The organism is Pseudomonas sp. FP2338 (genome assembly GCF_030687515.1).
Classification (GTDB): domain Bacteria; phylum Pseudomonadota; class Gammaproteobacteria; order Pseudomonadales; family Pseudomonadaceae; genus Aquipseudomonas; species Aquipseudomonas salomonii.
On sequence record NZ_CP117436.1, the window covers coordinates 1,908,852 to 1,926,185 of the forward strand.

15 protein-coding genes and 2 pseudogenes are annotated in these 17,334 nt (G+C 60.4%); 8 read left to right on the forward strand and 9 right to left on the reverse strand.

The window, feature by feature from the left end; translation table 11 throughout:
* Window positions 1-36: 36 nt before the first annotated feature.
* Window positions 37-1,074, reverse strand: coding sequence for a patatin-like phospholipase family protein (locus PSH96_RS08705; RefSeq protein WP_099549110.1), 1,038 nt, complete (start codon window positions 1,072-1,074; stop codon window positions 37-39).
* 237 nt (window positions 1,075-1,311) lie between these two features.
* Here PSH96_RS08705 and PSH96_RS08710 point away from each other — a divergent pair, with 237 nt between their 5' ends.
* The 3 genes from PSH96_RS08710 to PSH96_RS08720 all read left to right on the forward strand — a co-directional run bounded on the left by PSH96_RS08710 (window position 1,312) and on the right by PSH96_RS08720 (window position 3,281).
* Window positions 1,312-1,590: a hypothetical protein gene (locus PSH96_RS08710; protein ID WP_010176194.1), complete on the forward strand. Its 279-nt coding sequence runs from the start codon at window positions 1,312-1,314 to the stop codon at window positions 1,588-1,590.
* Window positions 1,591-1,632: 42 nt separating this feature from the next.
* A complete protein-coding gene (locus PSH96_RS08715) occupies window positions 1,633-2,394 on the forward strand; it encodes a CHAD domain-containing protein (protein WP_305458675.1) in 762 nt (253 codons plus the stop codon).
* Window positions 2,395-2,483: 89 nt separating this feature from the next.
* Window positions 2,484-3,281, forward strand: coding sequence for an acyl-CoA thioesterase II (locus tag PSH96_RS08720; RefSeq protein ID WP_305458676.1), 798 nt, complete (start codon window positions 2,484-2,486; stop codon window positions 3,279-3,281).
* A 5-nt stretch (window positions 3,282-3,286) separates the two neighbouring features.
* On the opposite strand, the pseudogene PSH96_RS08725 reads toward PSH96_RS08720, so the two are convergent.
* The 3 genes and pseudogenes from PSH96_RS08725 to PSH96_RS08735 form a co-directional block, all read right to left on the reverse strand.
* Window positions 3,287-3,535, reverse strand: a pseudogene (locus PSH96_RS08725) (terminase); the annotation flags it as partial.
* 109 nt (window positions 3,536-3,644) lie between these two features.
* Window positions 3,645-5,126: a methyl-accepting chemotaxis protein gene (locus PSH96_RS08730; protein WP_305458677.1), complete on the reverse strand. Its 1,482-nt coding sequence runs from the start codon at window positions 5,124-5,126 to the stop codon at window positions 3,645-3,647.
* A 96-nt stretch (window positions 5,127-5,222) separates the two neighbouring features.
* The gene (locus PSH96_RS08735) at window positions 5,223-6,029 is read right to left on the reverse strand and encodes a TatD family hydrolase (RefSeq protein ID WP_305458678.1); all 807 of its coding nucleotides are present in this window, start codon (window positions 6,027-6,029) and stop codon (window positions 5,223-5,225) included.
* 236 nt (window positions 6,030-6,265) lie between these two features.
* Here PSH96_RS08735 and PSH96_RS08740 point away from each other — a divergent pair, with 236 nt between their 5' ends.
* The 3 genes from PSH96_RS08740 to PSH96_RS08750 all read left to right on the forward strand — a co-directional run bounded on the left by PSH96_RS08740 (window position 6,266) and on the right by PSH96_RS08750 (window position 8,794).
* The gene (locus PSH96_RS08740) at window positions 6,266-7,687 is read left to right on the forward strand and encodes a transglycosylase SLT domain-containing protein (protein WP_305458679.1); all 1,422 of its coding nucleotides are present in this window, start codon (window positions 6,266-6,268) and stop codon (window positions 7,685-7,687) included.
* Between the two features lie 103 nt (window positions 7,688-7,790).
* A complete protein-coding gene (locus PSH96_RS08745) occupies window positions 7,791-8,225 on the forward strand; it encodes a DoxX family protein (RefSeq protein ID WP_056857202.1) in 435 nt (144 codons plus the stop codon).
* A 260-nt stretch (window positions 8,226-8,485) separates the two neighbouring features.
* On the forward strand, window positions 8,486-8,794 hold the full coding sequence (locus PSH96_RS08750) for a hypothetical protein (protein WP_056857201.1): 309 nt from the start codon (window positions 8,486-8,488) through the stop codon (window positions 8,792-8,794).
* Window positions 8,795-8,801: 7 nt separating this feature from the next.
* Here PSH96_RS08750 and PSH96_RS08755 read toward each other — a convergent pair.
* The 3 genes and pseudogenes from PSH96_RS08755 to PSH96_RS08765 all read right to left on the reverse strand — a co-directional run bounded on the left by PSH96_RS08755 (window position 8,802) and on the right by PSH96_RS08765 (window position 12,189).
* A pseudogene (locus tag PSH96_RS08755) lies at window positions 8,802-10,525 on the reverse strand (Gldg family protein).
* Between the two features lie 15 nt (window positions 10,526-10,540).
* Complete coding sequence (locus PSH96_RS08760) at window positions 10,541-11,266, reverse strand: ABC-2 transporter permease (RefSeq protein ID WP_305458680.1); 726 nt, start codon at window positions 11,264-11,266, stop codon at window positions 10,541-10,543.
* Window positions 11,263-12,189 (reverse strand): ABC transporter ATP-binding protein, encoded by a 927-nt coding sequence (locus PSH96_RS08765; protein WP_305460016.1) that lies wholly within the window; start codon window positions 12,187-12,189, stop codon window positions 11,263-11,265. Before PSH96_RS08765 ends, PSH96_RS08760 begins: the two co-directional genes overlap by 4 nt.
* 238 nt (window positions 12,190-12,427) lie before the next feature.
* Here PSH96_RS08765 and PSH96_RS08770 point away from each other — a divergent pair, with 238 nt between their 5' ends.
* Both PSH96_RS08770 and greB read left to right on the forward strand, forming a co-directional pair.
* On the forward strand, window positions 12,428-13,492 hold the full coding sequence (locus PSH96_RS08770) for a hypothetical protein (RefSeq protein ID WP_305458681.1): 1,065 nt from the start codon (window positions 12,428-12,430) through the stop codon (window positions 13,490-13,492).
* 126 nt (window positions 13,493-13,618) lie between these two features.
* On the forward strand, window positions 13,619-14,092 hold the full coding sequence (greB, locus tag PSH96_RS08775) for a transcription elongation factor GreB (protein ID WP_083360479.1): 474 nt from the start codon (window positions 13,619-13,621) through the stop codon (window positions 14,090-14,092).
* 43 nt (window positions 14,093-14,135) lie between these two features.
* Here the strand turns inward: greB and PSH96_RS08780 are convergent, their stop codons facing one another.
* Together PSH96_RS08780 and PSH96_RS08785 are read right to left on the reverse strand one after the other, a co-directional pair.
* Entirely contained in the window at window positions 14,136-16,646 is a 2,511-nt protein-coding gene (locus tag PSH96_RS08780) for an ABC transporter permease (protein WP_305458682.1), read from the reverse strand.
* The gene (locus PSH96_RS08785) at window positions 16,646-17,329 is read right to left on the reverse strand and encodes an ABC transporter ATP-binding protein (RefSeq protein WP_058422833.1); all 684 of its coding nucleotides are present in this window, start codon (window positions 17,327-17,329) and stop codon (window positions 16,646-16,648) included. The genes PSH96_RS08780 and PSH96_RS08785 overlap by 1 nt, the downstream gene beginning before the upstream one ends.
* Window positions 17,330-17,334 lie beyond the last annotated feature (5 nt).

Genomic DNA, 17,334 nt, shown 5'->3' on the forward strand with positions numbered 1-17,334 from the left:
TTGCTCGCGAAGAGGCCATCAGCCACACCCACACTTTCAACCCTGTTCACTCTCATACTTGTCCAAGGTATCACTGGCAATTTCCCGCCCCAACGCGATCAACTCCGGCGCCTTGTAAAACTCGAAAAACCGACACACCCGCTTCGGCACGTTGATCAGCACGTCCGGCGGGTAACCGGCGATCTTGTACTGCGCCAACGAGGTCTGCATCACTTCGAAACTCTGGTTGATCAGGTCCAGCAGTGACGCCGGCCCGACGTTATCGATGATGAACGAGCCGGTGGCAGACTTCGGCGCACCTTGTTTTTCCGGGGCCGCCGCAGGTTGCTGGGCTTCGGGTTCGGCCGACTCCAGCCACGGGTTGATTTCGGCAGCCTGGGACTGCAAGGCTTCCTGCTCCAGCTTCATCAATTGCTCGGCCTGTTTGCGCCGAAACGGCAGGTGCGAACCCAGTGATTTGGCCAGGCTGTTGAAGCGGCTTTTGAACGCAGGCGGGCGCTGGATCACCGGCAGGTGGTAGTGCTTCTGGTTGGTGGCGTTGAGGTTGACCGCGATGATCAAGTCGCAATGGCTCGACACCACCGGCACGATCGGCAGCGGGTTGAGCAGGCCGCCGTCCACCAGCATGCGGTTGCCTTGCATCACCGGCGTGAACAGGCTGGGAATCGCCGCCGAAGCGCGCATGGCCTGGTGCAGGCAGCCTTCCTGGAACCAGATTTCCTGTTGGTTGGTCAGGTCAGTGGCCACGGCGGTGTAGGGAATGCGCAGTTCTTCGATATTGATCTCGCCGACGATTTTGCGGATTTGCCCGAAGACTTTTTCGCCACGAATCGCCCCCAGGCGAAAGCTCACGTCCACCAGGCGCAGCACGTCCAGGTAGTCGAGGCTCTCGATCCAGTTGCGGTATTCGTCGAGCTTGCCGGCGGCGTAGATCCCGCCGACCACGGCGCCCATGGAGCAGCCGGCGATACAGGCGATGTCGTAGCCGCGCCGTTCGATTTCCTCGATCACGCCGATGTGGGCGTAACCGCGGGCGCCGCCGGAACCGAGCACCAAGGCAACACGTTTTTTCATGAGCTGATCCTTCGTAAAACAGTGGCCCACAATGCGCTTACCGGCCGAGGGCATCAAAATATTTTTCCAGAATAGCCATAACGCTCGGGTATGCTCTGGCGGTAGGCATTTCCGGGCAGGCACTTCTGAAAGCACGTTTGAATGGACACTTCTGATTTCAGGCGGCCCACAAGGCACTTTTCCTTGGAGGCAACGTCTACAGCCTACGACTGTTTTTCTATATTTGAGGTGTCATTGATGAAAGCCTGGATGTGTGTGCCTGTGATCGTGTTGGCCCTGGCCGGTTGTGCCGGCAAAACCGCATACCGCGACAGCTGTGGCACGCAATTGGATGCGGCCTGGCACGAGTTGGATTTGGCCAAGGCCGAAGGCTTTGCCGGCACCGTGAGCTACTCTAAGGCTTTGTCGCTGTTGACCGGCGCCAAGACCCAGCAGCAATTCGAAGCGTTTGAAGGCTGTTCCAACAAGGCCGAGAAAGCGCGCTTCTACATTCGTGAGTCGCGCGCCGGGCGTTGATCGGTCAGCGGTACCTAGGGTTTCATCGTTAAGGGGGAAGGGATGTCAGCGCTGGTTGATCAGTTAGTCGCTCAGGTCATTGGCCTGGAAGTAGGGTTACTGAGCTGCCAGGCTCGCCTTGCCGCCGTCACCGACGATGAAGCCTTGCACGACCTGCGCACCACCGTGCGACGCCTGCGCAGTTTGTTGCGCCCCTTGCGCGGGCTGCCGGGTGTCGAGCAGCTTGAATTGGCCGCCAGCACGGTCGGCCAATTGACCACGCCGCTGCGTGACCGCGAGGTGCTGGCGGCATACCTGCACCAGCACGGCTATCACGCGGCGGCCGACCGGCGCCTGCGCTTGCAGGCCGATGCTTATCGCCAGGTGGCGCAAAGCCCGGAGCTCGCGCATTTGCTGCTGATACTGGATGCCTTCCCGCGTTTTATCCGCGCCTCCCAACACCAGAAACTGCTCAAAGGCCTGCGCCCGCGCATCGAAAAGCGCTTGGCCAAGCAATGGCAGAAGCTCGATGACGCCCTCAAAGACCCGGCTCATGACCGCCACCGTCTGCGCCTGCTGATCAAGCGCGTGCGCTACGCGGCCGAAGCCTACCCCGAACTGGACAAGCTGCCTGCCAAAGCCGTGTCGCGACTCAAACAAGCTCAAGGTGCCCTGGGTGATTGGCACGACTGCTGGCAGTGGCTGGCCCAGGCCGGGCACCAAGCGGATTTGCAGCCCTGCGTGCCTGTGTGGCATCGCACCATGACCAAGGCGGAAAGCCAGGCAGATCGAGTGCTGGACAAACTCAGCGCGGATTGTTTCTAAGCCGGTCCGGCTTTTGGCCGGAATAGGCGCTGTACCTCACCGGCGCGATGGTTAAGATCCCTTATCGGATTTCTTGATGTGAGGTCGCCATGCGCTTTAGTGATTTGCTCGACGCTGCCCGTAGCAACCCGTTGGACGTCACCATCCCCGCCGAATGGGCCCAAGGCCGCGCGACCTTTGGTGGCCTGGTTGCCGCGTTGCAATATGAAGCACTGCGCGCCCAGGTGCCGGCAGATCGCCCTTTGCGCTCACTGGCCGTGACCTTTGTCGGCCCGGTCGCGCCGGATGTACCTGCCAGTTATCAAGTCGAAGTGCTGCGCGAAGGCAAGGCGGTCAGCCAGTTACTCGGGCGTGTGGTGCAAAACGGCGAAGTGGCGACCTTGGTGCAAGCCAGCTTTGGCGCAGCCCGCGAGTCGGTCATTGAGGTGGCGAGCGAGCCGCCGCCGGTGTTCAAGCACTGGGATGAGTGCCAGGAACTGCCCTATATCAAGGGGGTTACCCCCGAATTCATGCGCCACTTGGCGATGCGTTGGAGTGTCGGCGGCCTGCCATTTACCGGTACTAAATCCCGCGACATGGGCGGTTGGGTGCGTTTGCGTGGGGACGTGAAGGAAGAACCGCTGACCGAGTCGCATATTCTTGCTCTGGTCGACGCCTGGCCACCGGCCTTGCTGCCGCACCTGACCAAGCCCGCGCCGGGCAGCACCTTGACCTGGACCATTGAGTTCATCCAGCCGCTGCAAAACCTGACCACCCTCGACTGGTGCCAGTACTACGTCAACATCGAGCACGCCCGCGACGGCTACGGCCATGCCGCTGCCGCGCTGTGGAGCCCGAGCGGCGAGTTGATCGCCATCAGCCGCCAGACCGTGGTGGTCTTCGCCTAGCCTCAGAAGTGCTGGCTGCCCTGGGCTTCCAGCGTGCGGCCGTGGCGTTGCAGCGCCACGCCCGCCAACAGACCGACGACGCCGATGGCAAAACTGGCCAGGCTGAAGCTGAACACGCCTGACACCATCAACAGAAAACCAATGATCAGCAAAGGCACGGCAAGCAGTTGCAGGCCCAGGTTGGTGGGGTGCTGGTGAGCCTGTGGCTGAGTGCGCCATTGCCAGGCGGGGAAGTTGGGGTGACGTTTGCCCATGATGATCAATCCTCTGTCCGTTGAAACAACATGGACAAAGTTTAGGTCGCAGGCACCTGGGACGGCGAATCAAGGCTCGCTATGGAGGTCATAGCCAGCCTTGTTTGGCTTATAGCTTCAATTGCCCGATCGCCTTGCTCAATTCCCCGGCCAACGTCGCCAGCTCATTGCTGGTGGTGGCCGACTCCACCGTCTGCTGCACGGTGTTCTCGGTCACATCGCGAATGCTCACCACCGCGCGGTTCATCTCTTCGGCAACATGGCTCTGCTGTTCGGCGGCCACGGCAATCTGGGTGTTGCTCTCGCGCATCTGGGCCACGGCACTGGTGATTTCGGCCAGTGCGGCACCGGCATCCTGGGCTTGTTGCACACAGTCGTCGGCCTTGAACGAGCTTTCCTGCATGAAGTCCACCGCGTCGCGGGTGCCGGCTTGCAGCGCCGAGACCATGCGGGTGATTTCATCGGTGGAGCTTTGCACGCGCTTGGCCAGGTTGCGTACTTCGTCGGCGACCACGGCAAAACCACGGCCCATTTCGCCGGCGCGGGCGGCTTCGATGGCGGCGTTGAGGGCGAGCAGGTTGGTTTGTTCGGCGATGCTGTGGATCACGCCGACCACCCCGTTGATTTTCTGACTGTCTTCGGCGAGTTTCTGGATCATTTCGGCCGTCTGCTGCACGCCGGTGGACAGGCCTGCGATAGAGCGTTGCACCCGGGTGACTACTTCCTGGCCGCTGCCGGCGAGGGTGTCGGCGGTCTGGGACAGGTCGCGGGTCGCGCCGGCATGCTGGGCGATATGGTAGACGGTGGCGGTCATCTCATTGATGGCGGTGGCCGCCTGGTCGGTTTCGCTTTGCTGGCCGAGCATGCCGTGCTGCACCTCGTTCATGCTGCTGGCCAGGCGTGCGGCGCCATCGTCGAGTTGCTGGGCGGTGCGCGCCACGGTACTGACCACGCGCTGATAACCGGCTTGCATGGCGTTGAAGGCGCTGGCCATCTGGCCCACCTCGTCCTTGCACGCCAGGGGCACGCGGGCCGACAGGTCGCCGGTCTTCTCCACGTGCAGCATCACGTCCTTGAGGGTGTTGAGTTGGCTGAGCAGGAAGCGGATCAGCAACTGTGAGGCCCCGAGCATCGCCAGCATCAGGATCAACACGGCCACGGCGTAGTTGGCAAAGCGTTCGCCGAAGACTTGGCTGAGGCTGCGGCCGTAGGCCAGCACAGCGATCTGTTGGCCATCGGCCCGTGTGAGGACTTCGGCACCGATCAGTGGGTTTTCCCCGAACAAGGGCATGTGATTGAGTTCGACCCAACCGCTGGCGGTACTCAAGGCGGACAGATCCTGATCAGCCAGCGATGGGGTTTGGCCGCGGGCAAAGGTCAGCCAATGTTCATCTTTGGGTAATGGGGTGTTGGCCGGCCAGGCACCGAGTAGTCGCGCCTGGGCCTGCGCCGAGGCCCGGGACGCATCGCTGCGGGCCTGTTGCTCGAGCTGCACGGCATACAGCACCAGCAGCAGGGTGGTGATGAAGGCGACCGCATTCACGGCCCAGAATTTGTATTTCAGCGAGATATTGCTAAGCCAGGCACCCATGGAAGGTTTTCTCTGATAGCGGAAACAGCATTGGCAAGGTGCCATTATTGTGCCGCTACTCAGGAAAGCGTTTTTGACATGGGTCAATGCGCCGCATCAATCCACTTGGGGCAACCCAAAAAAAGCACGGGCGCAGGCGGTGCTGTGTTCGGCCAGGTCCTCCAGTGTTTCATTGCGATGCAGTGCCACTTCACGCAGCACTTCGGGTAAATAAGCCGGCTCATTGCGGCCATTTTTCGGCTTGGGCCGCAAGGTGCGCGGTAGCAAGTACGGCGCATCGCTTTCCAGCATCAGGCGGCCACGGGGAATTTCCCTGACCAGCGGATGCAGGTGCGTTCCACGGCGCTCGTCGCAGATCCAGCCAGTGATGCCGATATGCAAGTCGAGGTCGAGGTAGCTGAACAGCGCCTGTTGTTCGCCGGTAAAGCAATGCACCACGGCGGCGGTCAGGTGATCGCGGTAATCCTTGAGAATCTCCAGCAGGCGCTGGTTGGCGTCACGTTCGTGCAGGAACACCGGCAATTTCAGCTCGACCGCCAGTGCCAGGTGCTCTTCGAGGACTTTTTCCTGCTGCGGGCGCGGGGAAAAGTCGCGGTTGAAGTCCAGCCCGCATTCGCCCACCGCGCGCACGCGGCTCTCGCTGAGCAACCCGCGTAAACGCTGGGCGCTGTCGCCGTGCCAGTCACTGGCCGAGTGCGGGTGAATGCCGGCGGTGCTGAACAGGCGTTGGCCGCTTTCATCGAGTTTTACGCACAGTTCCAGAGCCTGTTCGCTGCCGTCGACGCTGGTGCCGGTGAGCACCAATTGTTGCACGCCGGCGGCATAGGCTCGGTCGAGAACGGCCTGGTGCCTCTCGTCGAAACTGGGGTTGGTCAGGTTGACGCCGATATCAATGAGTTGCATGGTGCTAGCTCCGCCTGCGGCCGGAAAGCATATCAGAGCTGTAGATTTATAAGAAAAACTAAGAACTACAACGCGTTATAGCTGTCTTTGAACGTCGCAAGTGACATTGTGGCTGGCCCATCGCCTGCCCCGACGCCACCGTTGCGTGCCTTGCCAGCGCTTGAAGCGCTCTGTTTCTGACCTCCAGCTTCTCGTCTTTCACGAGAGGGCTGGCCAGTATTCTTTCCGGAGAGCGGATGATCCGACCCTCGGCGTTGCTTATGTTGTGCCTCACGTTACTGCTGCCCACGGCGGCGGTCGCGCGTCTCGACGGGCCACTGGAGGTGACCAAGCCCGGCAAGGTCCGTGATTTGGCGCAGATTCGTTCCAGCCGCACGCTGCGTGTGCTGGTCAACCAGAGCCGTAACAGTTCCGGTGAGGTCCAGGGCCAGGCAATCGGAGTCGAATATCATCGTCTGCGAGCCTTCGAGCAATACCTGAACGGCCACGCCCGGGATGGGGAAGCCATCAACCTCAAGATCATTCCCAAGGCCAAGGACCAATTGCTTGGCGCGTTGGCCCGTGGCGAAGGCGACTTGGTGGCGCCGGGTGAATTGCTTGATGTGAAGGCTACGCACAAGATCAGCACCAGCGACCCGATTGCCAGTGGTGTGCCGCTATGGCTGGTGGGCGTGAAGGGAGAGCGACGGTTTACCAAGCTGGAGCAATTGTCCGGGCGCACCCTGGCGTTGACCACCGGCAGTGCGGCGGCGGATGCGATCAGTCAGGTCAACCAGCAACTGGCGCTGCACAAGCGCCCGCCCGTGAAGGTGGAGTGGGTTGATCCGACGCTGGCCGTGGAGGACGTATTGGAGATGGTCCAGGCCGGGATCTTCCACCTCACCATCGTCGAAAAACCGATTGCCGAGCGCTGGTCGAAAATCCTGCCCAAGTTACGTTTTGATCGGCAGGTGGTCATCAGCGAACCGGGCGATGAATACTGGTTTGTGCGCCAGGATGCCTCGATGCTGCGGTCCAGTATCGATCGCTTTCTCAAGACTTATCGCACGCCGTCCGACCAGGACGTGGCGTTCCAGCGTATTTATCGACGTCTCTACCAGGTGCGCAATCCGCTGGCCCGCGCCGACCGCCAGCGTCTGGAGAAACTGCGTCCAGTGCTGCAAAAGCACGCCCGTGAGCAGGGCATGGACTGGCTGAACCTGGCCGCGCTGGCGTTCAAGGAATCCGCCCTGGACCCTGGCGCGCGTAACAGCGGCGGGCCTACCGGCCTGATGCAGATCACGCCATCGGCGGCGCAGCGGGTGGGGGTGAACAATATCGAGAGCCTGGACAGCAATGTGCAGGCCGGTGCGCGCTACCTGGCGATGATCCGCCGCAAGTTCTTCGCCAGCCCCAAACTCAACGAGCGCGAGCGTATGGCCTTTGTGTTGGCGGCTTATAACATGGGGCCGGAGCGGGTCCAGGGTATGCGTGCAGAGGCTCGCCGGCGGGGCTTGAACCCCAATCAGTGGTTCTTCCAGGTCGAGCGTATTGCCATGGAGCAGGTGGGAATGGGCGGCGTCAGCTATGTTAATAGCGTGAACAAGTATTACTTGGCGTTTGATCGGGAGCGTGACTCCCTGGAGCCGTCGGCGCCGAAAATTGCCTCACGAAAATAATCGGTTTTATCGATAAGTATTAGGCGATTTTTGCGCTTTTATCATTGTCTGATCCGATTAATATAGCGGCCAACCAACCCCTACTTTGAAAAGGATTCTCACCATGAGCCCACTGATCACTCGCATTCTGTCCACTCGCGCCGGTTACGGCCTGACCATCCTGCGAATTTTTGTCGGCATCGTTTTCGCCGCCCACGGTTCGCAAAAACTGTTTGGCTGGTTTGGCGGCGGCGGTTTGGCCGGTACTGCGCAGTACATGGAAAGCCTCGGCCTGACCCCTGGCACGCTGATGGCGGTGTTGTCCGGCGGTACAGAATTCTTCGCCGGCCTGGCCCTGATCATCGGCTTGCTGGCGCGCCCAGCGGCGTTGGGCCTGGCCTTCCTGTCGCTGGTGGCGATCTTCTCGGTGCATATCCATAACGGCCTGTTCATGGCCAACAACGGTTATGAGTTCGCCTTGGCCTTGCTCGGCGGTGCGCTGGCGGTGTTGTTCGAAGGCGCCGGCAAACTGTCCGTCGACCGTGCCATCGCCCACTGATCAGTCGCGTAACCCCCTGAAAAAGCCCGCCATGAGCGGGCTTTTTCATTGCTCGGGATTCTTGACATCGCCCCACCGGCTTCTCTAGGATGCTGCTCATGCGCCGATTTAAACAGCTAATTGCGGGGCGCCACTGGGACTCAATGCAGCCCGACAGAAGCATGCACTCATCACGAGTCAGGTTTCGAAATACCGCTAAAGCGCTGGTTCGGTGTTGCCTCTCACCTGCCCGCAGACTTTTGAGGCAGAGACACGACACGATGAATGCACTACGCCCCCTCATACGCCTGGCCCCGATCACTGCGGACCTGACTCAACGCAACCCCAAGATCCTGCTGGGTGGCAAGCATCAGCCGACCTTGTTGCGTTACCTCGACGGTTGGCCGCGCCGCACAGGGCGGCCTTCAGCGTTTCTGATCCAGTTTGTGGAAGATGGCGATTCCCTGGCACGTTTTGCCAGCAACAGCTTTGATCTTGCCGTTATCCAGGCGCCCAGTGCGGGCGATGCCGAGGAGGTGATCCGCCAACTGACGCGCATCGCCCGGCAAGGGTTGATTGCACGTCGTTGACGGCTGATCAGTGAACGACAGCCGCCGATCGACGACGCCGGTGGTAGAGGAACACTGCACAGGCGATCAGGCATAACGGCAACGGCACCGCGCCGATCATCAATAACTTGAGATTGCGCTCCACTTGATTCACGGATGCATACGCCTCGACCTTGAGTGCCTGCAACTCCATGGGCAGGCGCAGGCGTTCCTTGTTGAGCGCCTGCAATTGGATAGTCGTACCCACCGCGCGGGTGCCGAAGCCGATACTCGGTGGATTCAAGCGCTGCCATTCCTGCTCGGTGTGCTCAAGCCGCCTTTGCAGTTCGCCGGCCTTTTGCGCATAAGCCCGCGCTCTGCAGCCTCGCGCAGTTGCTCCAGTGCGTGGGGAGAATCGCTGACCCTGGTACGCGGTTGAATGTTTGCGAGCACGTCGGGAGCCGCAAGGTTATCCAGGGTATTCAAGACAAACATCACGTTGCTATTGGGCGCAGAGCCGATCACAGCGTCCATCAGCAAATCGGTATCGGCGACTACCACCACCTCGATATGCGCAGCTTTTTGCAGACCGGCACCTTGTTTGTCAACGCCATCTGGAAAGGCCGAGTAGGCGGGGCCTTCAAGGCGCGCCGCGATCATGTGGGGTTGCGTGGCAGCCGGTATCCCTTCAGCCAGTAAGTCGGCTGCAGACGTTGCTGCAAAGCGGCCTGAGTCCAGCAGGGTTGAGCGCCTGGAACTCTGCAACAGAGGCGTGAGCGTGGTGCGGCTTTTTCTCACGCGCGACAGCGCACCGCTGCTCGATACGATGACCGTATCCAGTTTCCAGACACTCACGTCGTTGGCGGCCATCGCGCGCCGAGGCAGGTTCAGCCTGGCCGGGTGCCGTACTGCTGGCGCGCCTGAACCAAAAGCGTGATCGATCAACAGTTTGTCCGCCGGCATCTGAATGCCCCAAGCCGCCAATAGCCCGTCCAGCTTTGTGTCGGTGGGCTTGGCGTTTGTCTCGGCCTCGCTCACCGGGTCAATAAAGAGCATCAGTTTGCCACCCCTCAATACAAACTGGTCAATCGCATACAGGGTTTGTTCCGGCAGGGCGCGCGGGTGTACAACCATCAGGGTTTGGATCGATTCGGGCACTGTCGGGGTGCTTGATGCCAGGCCTATCAAATCGAAATGCTGATGCATTTGTGCCAGCACTTGTTCGCCAGACGCGTTCAATGCCAACCCCGTCAATACGCCGACGGTGGGGGGCTCGGGGTGCATCAGTTGGTGGATCAGATGGCTGATTTCGTACTCAAGCAAGGGCTCGTCATCCGGGCGCAGTACTTTGATGCGTTGTGCGGGCTGGCCTGCGCGGGTGCCTATGAGGCCGAGAAAGCCTTGCGTGTCGTCCAATCCGAACAGGCTGGCCTTGTAGGCATCCTCTGAATAAGGTGTCGGATCTATAACATGCAGGTTAATCATGCCCTTTGACGCTTTTTCGAACTCTTTGAGTAAATCTTCCACTCGTTTGCCATAGCGGTTTATTGCCTGGCTTCTTCTCGCGTCATTACTTGAGTTGAAGTAATACAGATCCAATGGGTGTTCCAGCGTGGCAAGCAGTTGTCGCGCAGGTGACGATAAAGTGTGGATTTTCTGCTGTGAGAAGTCCCAGCGGATATTCGGTAGTTTGCCGACCCAGGCGAGATTAAATGCAAGGAAAAGCAGCAATATGACCAGCAGCGTCATACCTGTACTCAGAGTGGAACGCATCGTTTGCTTTCCTTCTCAACGGGTTTTGTAATTGAGCGTGACTGTGGATGCCGAGAGAAAGGCAAGGATCATGCTGATGTAGTACAAGCCGTCATGCAGTGTCAGTTTGCCGTTGTCGATAGCACCGAAGCGCGAAATCGGATTAATCGAGACCAGGCTGTCTACGACCCAGATCGGCGCCTGATGCTCAAGTGCGTCGAGAACCGATGAAAGTCCGCTGGCTGCCAGTAACATCAGCACCGTTATAAGGAACACAGCCAAACGTTGATGAGTCAGGGTAGAAGTAAAACATCCGACAGAAAGATAGGCGCCAGCCAGCAACCAACTGGCTAGAAACTGTGAAGCGATAACACGGTTGTCGGCGGTGCCGTGGTAGTTGGCGAGGATCACCAGTGGGAACATCAGCAACAATGCGATACCGCACACGACCCACGCAGCCAGAAACTTTCCGATAACCCGCTCTGCGCCGGTGATAGGCAGGGTTTTCAGCATGTCGCGCATGCCGGCGTGGTGTTCGTCCGACCACAAGTGTGTCGACAACATGGGAATCAGCAGCAGGTAGAGCCAAGGGTGCAATTGGAAAAACACCTGCAGGTCGCCGCTGTCCTGTTCCAGCCACTTGTTTGTATACACCCCCAGGGTGGCGCACAACACCAGAAACGCGGCAATACCCAGGTACGTGCTGGGTGTACAGGCATAACTGGCGAGTTGGCGCTTGAAAATGACAGGCAGCAGTTTCAAAGGGTGACCTCGTGGCTCAGATGCTGAACGACTTCGTTCAGGCGACCTGGCTCCAGATTCAGTGACGTTATGTTCCAGCCGCGGCTGGCGATAAGTGCGTTGATATGGGGGTAGATGGCGTGTCCGGGCATGGCCAGGACGGTCACGGTGCCGGGTGCATGCCGATCCTCTTCTATACCTGCCACGCCGGGTAATACGGCAAGGGCGAGTAAATCCAGGGGTGTTTCTGCGGCCAGCGTGACGGCTCGGTAATGCCGGGAGTTGCGCTGCAAGTCGGGCAGTGGGGTATCTGACACAAGGTGCCCGCCGGCAATAACCAGGGCGCGCGTGCAAAGGCCGGACAGCTGGTCGCAGTGCCGGGAGGCAATGATGACGGCCATGTCTTCGGTCAGCGCCTGGATAAGTGTCTTGAACCTGAGCAGTTGATCCGGTGTGAGCCCCTCGGTCGGCTCATCCAGCAACAGCAGACCGGGGCCGTGCAGGATCGCCTGGGCGATGGCTACTCTGCGTTTCAAGCCGATCGAAAGCGCAGCAATCGGTGTATCGAGCACCCGTGACAGCTCCAGGCGCATGGCGGCCCGATCGACACGGCTACGTTTTTCGGCACCGCTGAAGCCGCGAACGGCGGCAATGAAATTAAGCACGCCTTTGACCGACAGTGTCTGATGGCTGAGGCCGCCCTGGAGCTGATAACCAAGGTTTTGTTGCGCCTGCAGTGGCTGCGTCTGAGTGTCGAAGCCCTGGACAGTCACATGCCCCGCAGAAGGTTTGGCGAGCCCGGCTATCACGTTCAGTAGAGTGGTCTTGCCTGCGCCATTCTCCCCGAACAGGCCTATGCATTCCTGGCGTTGGGCACAAAATGAGACATTGGTGATGATGTTTCTTTTACCCAAACGCTTTGTCAGGCTGCTTATCTCGAGCATCTTTTTACCGAATAAGTTTTGCGAGGCGTAGGAACTTGTACCGTCATGCACGGTAAGCGCCGAGAAAGATACGTTTAATCATTGGACTTGGGAACAAGGGGACATGCTTATCAGATAATTCCTACGCCGAATCGGATAACTTGCTGAAACAATTGCGTTGTTCCGAGGCTTGTTAACGGCCAGGTGGTTATCTGGCGTTCATATAAGGTTTACTCTTTCGCAATAAGGCCTGAATATCATGATGCTTCTTCGCACGCTTGTTCTTGAACGCAGCGGTCAGGACACGCCGATCAACGGTGCATTACTTTGCGGATTTGCCGTTGCACAGACCGATTCAAACTTTCTCGTCTATAGCCTGGATGAAGAGACCGAGCCTGGTAACTCCAGGGTCTATATCGCGGCGCTCCGCAAGAAACTCGAGCGGTATTTCCTGAGTGGGGTCGAGTCCAAGGAAGATCTGCAAGTTGCCATGCAAGTGTTCAAGCAAATCCTGATGGCGGCGGCAGCATCCGGAACCAGGACCGGCACTGTTAGCGAATCCTCGATCCCTTTCCATTTTATTGATTTGAAGGGCTGCAAGTTGCCGCCCGCCAGACCGGAAGATCATCATTCAATGATCATCAAGAAGGCCCTGGTCATGAAGGTTATTACTCTGGGCATGTCTGCGCCCGCACTGCCGGCCATCGAAAGTGCTTCGTTGATCGTGCCTTCGATTCGCTTCTCATCGCAGATGATTTCCCCGCCCAGGCCCACGAACCCAGCCAACGCCGCTGAGCCTCCGGTTTCCGAGCCGTTCAAGGCACAACCGCTGGACGCACCCGTCGCGATTGCTCAGGAGCAGGCATTGGAGCCAGAACCAAAGCCAGAACCAGAACCAAAGGCGGAACCAAAACCGGAACTGGTTCCGGTCGAGCTCAGTGCGCCCCCGGTTCAGGTTGAGCCGGCTGCGCCTGCACCGCGCCCACCTGCCCCCCAGATGGAGCATGCCTCGTTGCTCAAGGTCGACAGCACGCTGACCAGCCTGGCCAAAGTCGCCCAAGAGCTGTCGCAGCAGCAGCAAGCGACAATCGAGCGAGAGCAGATGCTTGAGCAGTGGCAAACCCGACTCGAACAGGAGCAATGCGAGTTGGAGGAAAAGAGCCGAGAGTTGCAGCAGCACACAATGCAGTTGCAGGCGCGAAACCTTGAGGTTGGCCAGAAGGCTGAGAAGTTGACGCTGGCGCTTTCGCATGTATCAGGGATACGCGAGCGTCTGCAAGGTGTGCTGCTGGAGCTGGATCAAGCATTGGATGGTCACGCGTGAAGCCGATGTGTTCTGCGGTCTGGCTACTTTTCAGGGTTCATTTATCATCAACCCCAGCCGGCCGGCGCCAGGGCATGCTGCCTTGGCGTATCGGCACCATTGGACATTGTCTGGGGATGCACGCGTTTGAGTACCAAGCTGATTACCAAAGAAGGTCATGAGGCGCTGAAAAAAGAGCTGGATTACCTGTGGCGTGAAAAACGCCCGGATACCACGCGCAAGGTGACCTGGGCGGCGTCTCTCGGAGATCGCAGCGAGAACGCGGATTACCAATACAACAAGAAATTGCTGCGTGAGATTGATCGGCGGGTGCGTTACCTGCGCAAGCGCCTGGAAGATATGCGGGTGGTGGAGTACATGCCCGAGCAGGAGGGCAAGGTGTTTTTCGGCGCCTGGGTCGATATCGAAAATGAGCAGGGCGAGACCAAGCGGTTTCGTATCGTTGGCTATGACGAAATTTATGAGCGCATGGATTACATCTCCATCGACTCACCCATGGCACGGGCGCTGCTGCGCAAGGAGGTCGACGATGAAGCCATTGTGCAGACGCCGACCGGCGAGGTGTGCTGGTGGATTACCGGTATCGAGTATGTGAAATAAACGCTGGCCGGCACGCCGTCGGGCGTGCCGGCCATCGCTGGTTTCAACCTTCGCGCAACACCGTCAATGGGCTGGCATTCAGCGCGCGCCGTGTACCGAAGACGCCGGCGCCACCGATGAGCACGGCGCCGATCACCGGCAGCAGCAGCAGCCACGCATGCGGATGCCAGGCCAGGTCAAAGGCGTAGCGGTACAGCACCCAGGTCACCAACTCGGTGCCCAAGGCTGCCAGCAGGCCACTGACCGCGCCGAGCAAGCCGAATTCGATGCGCCGCGCCTTGACCAGCAACTTGCGCTCGGCCCCTAGGGCACGCAATAGCGCGCCTTGGCGAATCCGCTCATCCAGGGTGGCCTGCAGGCCCGAAAACAACACGGCCATGCCCGCCGCCAGCACAAACAGCAACACGTACTCCACCGCCAGGGTCACCTGGGCGAGGATGCTGCGCAACTGCTCCAGCAAGGCTTCGACCTGCAGGATGGTCACGGCCGGGAAGGCACGGGACAGGTCGACGATCTGCTGGTCATGCCCCGGCGCCAGGTAGAAGCTGGTCAGGTAAGTGGCGGGCAGGTCCTTCAGAGTGCCCGGCTGGAAAATCATGAAGAAGTTGGGCTGGAAGTTGTCCCAGTTGATGGTCCGCAGGCTCGTGACCCGTGCTTCGCGGTTCTCGCCACCGACGGTGAACACCAAGTGGTCATCGAGCTTCAGCTTCAGGCTTTCAGCGACCTTGGCTTCTACCGACACCCCTGGGATGCCATCGCCCGGTTGCTGTGACCACCAAGCGCCTGCGGTGAGGAGGTTGCCCGGTGGCAGGTCGGCCGCCCAGGTCAGGCTCAGGTCACGCTGTACGGCGCGGTCACCGCTGGAATCCTTGCTGACAATCTCCTGCACCGGCTCGCCATTGATGCTGATCAAGCGGCCCGGCACCACCGGGTACAGCGGCGCCGCTTGCGCTTGCAACTCCAGCAGGCGGGCGCCAAAAGCGTCTTTGTCGGCCGGCAGGATGTTCAGGGCGAAATAGTTGGGGGCGTCCTTGGGTAGCTGGTTTTGCCAGGTGTCGAGCAATTCGCCGCGCAGCAGGGCGATCAAGCCCATGGACAACAGGATCAAGCCAAACGCCAGGGACTGCCCGGCCGCTGCCAATGGATGGCGCAGCAACTGGCCCAAACCCAGGCGCCAGGGCAGGGAGGCGCGGGCCAATAAACGACGCAGGCTTTGCAATAACAACAGCAGTAAACCACCCAGAATCAGCGCCGCCATCACGCCACCGCCGAGCAATGCGAAGGTCAGTACCAGGTCGAGGCTCAGGCGCCACATGATCAGGCCAAGGGCGAACAACGCAGCGCCATAGACCATCCAGGTGCTGGAAGGGATCGGCAGCATGTCGCGTCGTAGTACCCGCAGCGGCGGCACCCGGCCCAACGCTGCCAGTGGCGGCAACGCGAAGCCGGCGAGGGCGACCAGCCCGGTGCCGATGCCCGCCACTGCCGGCAATAGCCCGCCGGGCGGCACGTCGGCCGGCAGCAAGTCATGCAGGAAATAGAACAGGCCAAATTGCGCCAACCAGCCGAGCACGGCGCCGGTGAGGCTGGCCAACAGGCCCAGTACGCTCAATTGCAGGCTGAACAGCAGCATCGTTTCGCGGCGTGACAAGCCAAGGCAGCGCAACAGTGCGCTGGCGTCGAAACGGCGGCTGGCGAAGCGGTTGGCCGACAGCGCCACGGCCACGCCGGCCAGCAGCACTGCCACCAGGCTGGCCATGTTCAGGTAACGCTCGGCCTTGCCCAGGGCGCCGCCGATCTGCTGGTTGCCGTCACGCGAATCCTGCAGGCGCTGGTTGGCGGCAAGGCCCGGCTTGACCAGGTCGCGATAGGTTTGCAGCGCCGTGCTGCCCTGGGGCGCACGCCATAGTTCGCGATAGCTCACGCGGCTGCCGGGTTGCACCACGCCGGTGGCATCCAGGTCGGCGAGGTTGATCATCACGCGCGGCGTGAGGCTGTAGAAGTTACCGGCGCGGTCGGGCTCGTAGGTCAGGATATGCGTCAGGCGCAGGGTTTTCATGCCCACGTCGATGCTGTCGCCGACTTTGAGGTCCAGCGCGGTCAGCAGCCGGGCCTCTATCCAGGCTTCGCCGGGTTTGGGGCCGCCTCCCGCCGTTTCTGCGCCGAACGGCTGCGTGGCGCTTTTGAGTTCGCCGCGCAACGGGTACTGCTCGTTGACCGCCTTGATGCTGGAGAGCTGGATGCCATTATCGGTAGCGATAACGCTGGAGAACTCAACAATGCGCGCGTGATCCAGGCCCAGCTCCGTCCCTGACCTGATTTGCTCGGGCCGGGCCGGCGAGCTGCCTTCAAGCACCAGGTCGGCACCGAGGAATTCGGTGGCCCGCAACAGCATGGCGCCGTTCAGGCGTGCACCGAAGTAGCCGATGGCGGTGCTGGCCGTAACCGCCACCAGCAGGGCAAAAAATAACACGCGCAATTCGCCGGCGCGGGCGTCGCGCAACAATTGACGCATGGCAAGGCTGAACAGGCGCAACAGCGGCAAACGTGCCATCAAGGCTCCAGGGGCGCGACCATCAGGCCGGCTTCAAGGCGGATCAGGCGTCGGCAACGGTGGGCCAGGCGCTCGTCGTGGGTGACCAGCACCAGGGTCGTGCCGCTTTCTTTGTTGAGTTCGAACAGCAGGTCGCTGATGCGCTCGCCGGTGTGGCTGTCGAGGTTGCCGGTGGGTTCATCGGCAAACAGCACATCCGGTTCGGCAGCGAAGGCCCGGGCGATGGCGACACGCTGTTGCTCGCCACCGGAAAGCTGGCGCGGCGAGTGGGTCAGGCGTTGGCCCAGGCCCACCCGCTGCAGCAGGTGGGTGGCGCGTTCGCGGGCGTCTTTGCGGCCGTCCAGTTCCAGCGGCAACATGACGTTTTCCAGCGCGTTGAGGCTGTCGAGCAGTTGGAATGACTGGAAGACAAACCCCACGTGCTCGGCGCGTATGCGCGCGCGCTGGTCTTCGTCGAGGGTGCTCAAGGCTTGCCCGGCCAGGGTGACTTCACCGCTGCTGGGCAGATCGAGGCCGGCCAGCAGGCCGAGGAGGGTGGATTTGCCGGAACCCGAGCTGCCGACGATAGCCAGGCTATCGCCCTTGTTCAGTTCCAGGCTCAGTTCGTGCAGGATAGTCAGTTCACCTTCCGCGCTGGGAACCACTTTGCTAAGGTTCCGCGCGGTGAGAATGCTTGCGCCCATGGAGA

Excerpts from the sequence above, each read along its gene's own strand:
- PSH96_RS08785 (WP_058422833.1), bottom strand. The coding sequence starts at position 17,329 with ATGGGCGCAAGCATTCTCACCGCGCGGAACCTTAGCAAAGTGGTTCCC.
- PSH96_RS08715 (WP_305458675.1), top strand. The coding sequence starts at position 1,633 with ATGTCAGCGCTGGTTGATCAGTTAGTCGCTCAGGTCATTGGCCTGGAA.
- PSH96_RS08750 (WP_056857201.1), top strand. The coding sequence starts at position 8,486 with ATGAATGCACTACGCCCCCTCATACGCCTGGCCCCGATCACTGCGGAC.
- PSH96_RS08735 (WP_305458678.1), bottom strand. The coding sequence starts at position 6,029 with ATGCAACTCATTGATATCGGCGTCAACCTGACCAACCCCAGTTTCGAC.
- PSH96_RS08780 (WP_305458682.1), bottom strand. The coding sequence starts at position 16,646 with ATGGCACGTTTGCCGCTGTTGCGCCTGTTCAGCCTTGCCATGCGTCAA.
- PSH96_RS08710 (WP_010176194.1), top strand. The coding sequence starts at position 1,312 with ATGAAAGCCTGGATGTGTGTGCCTGTGATCGTGTTGGCCCTGGCCGGT.
- PSH96_RS08740 (WP_305458679.1), top strand. The coding sequence starts at position 6,266 with ATGATCCGACCCTCGGCGTTGCTTATGTTGTGCCTCACGTTACTGCTG.
- PSH96_RS08745 (WP_056857202.1), top strand. The coding sequence starts at position 7,791 with ATGAGCCCACTGATCACTCGCATTCTGTCCACTCGCGCCGGTTACGGC.
- PSH96_RS08770 (WP_305458681.1), top strand. The coding sequence starts at position 12,428 with ATGATGCTTCTTCGCACGCTTGTTCTTGAACGCAGCGGTCAGGACACG.
- PSH96_RS08765 (WP_305460016.1), bottom strand. The coding sequence starts at position 12,189 with ATGCTCGAGATAAGCAGCCTGACAAAGCGTTTGGGTAAAAGAAACATC.
- PSH96_RS08705 (WP_099549110.1), bottom strand. The coding sequence starts at position 1,074 with ATGAAAAAACGTGTTGCCTTGGTGCTCGGTTCCGGCGGCGCCCGCGGT.
- PSH96_RS08720 (WP_305458676.1), top strand. The coding sequence starts at position 2,484 with ATGCGCTTTAGTGATTTGCTCGACGCTGCCCGTAGCAACCCGTTGGAC.
- PSH96_RS08730 (WP_305458677.1), bottom strand. The coding sequence starts at position 5,126 with ATGGGTGCCTGGCTTAGCAATATCTCGCTGAAATACAAATTCTGGGCC.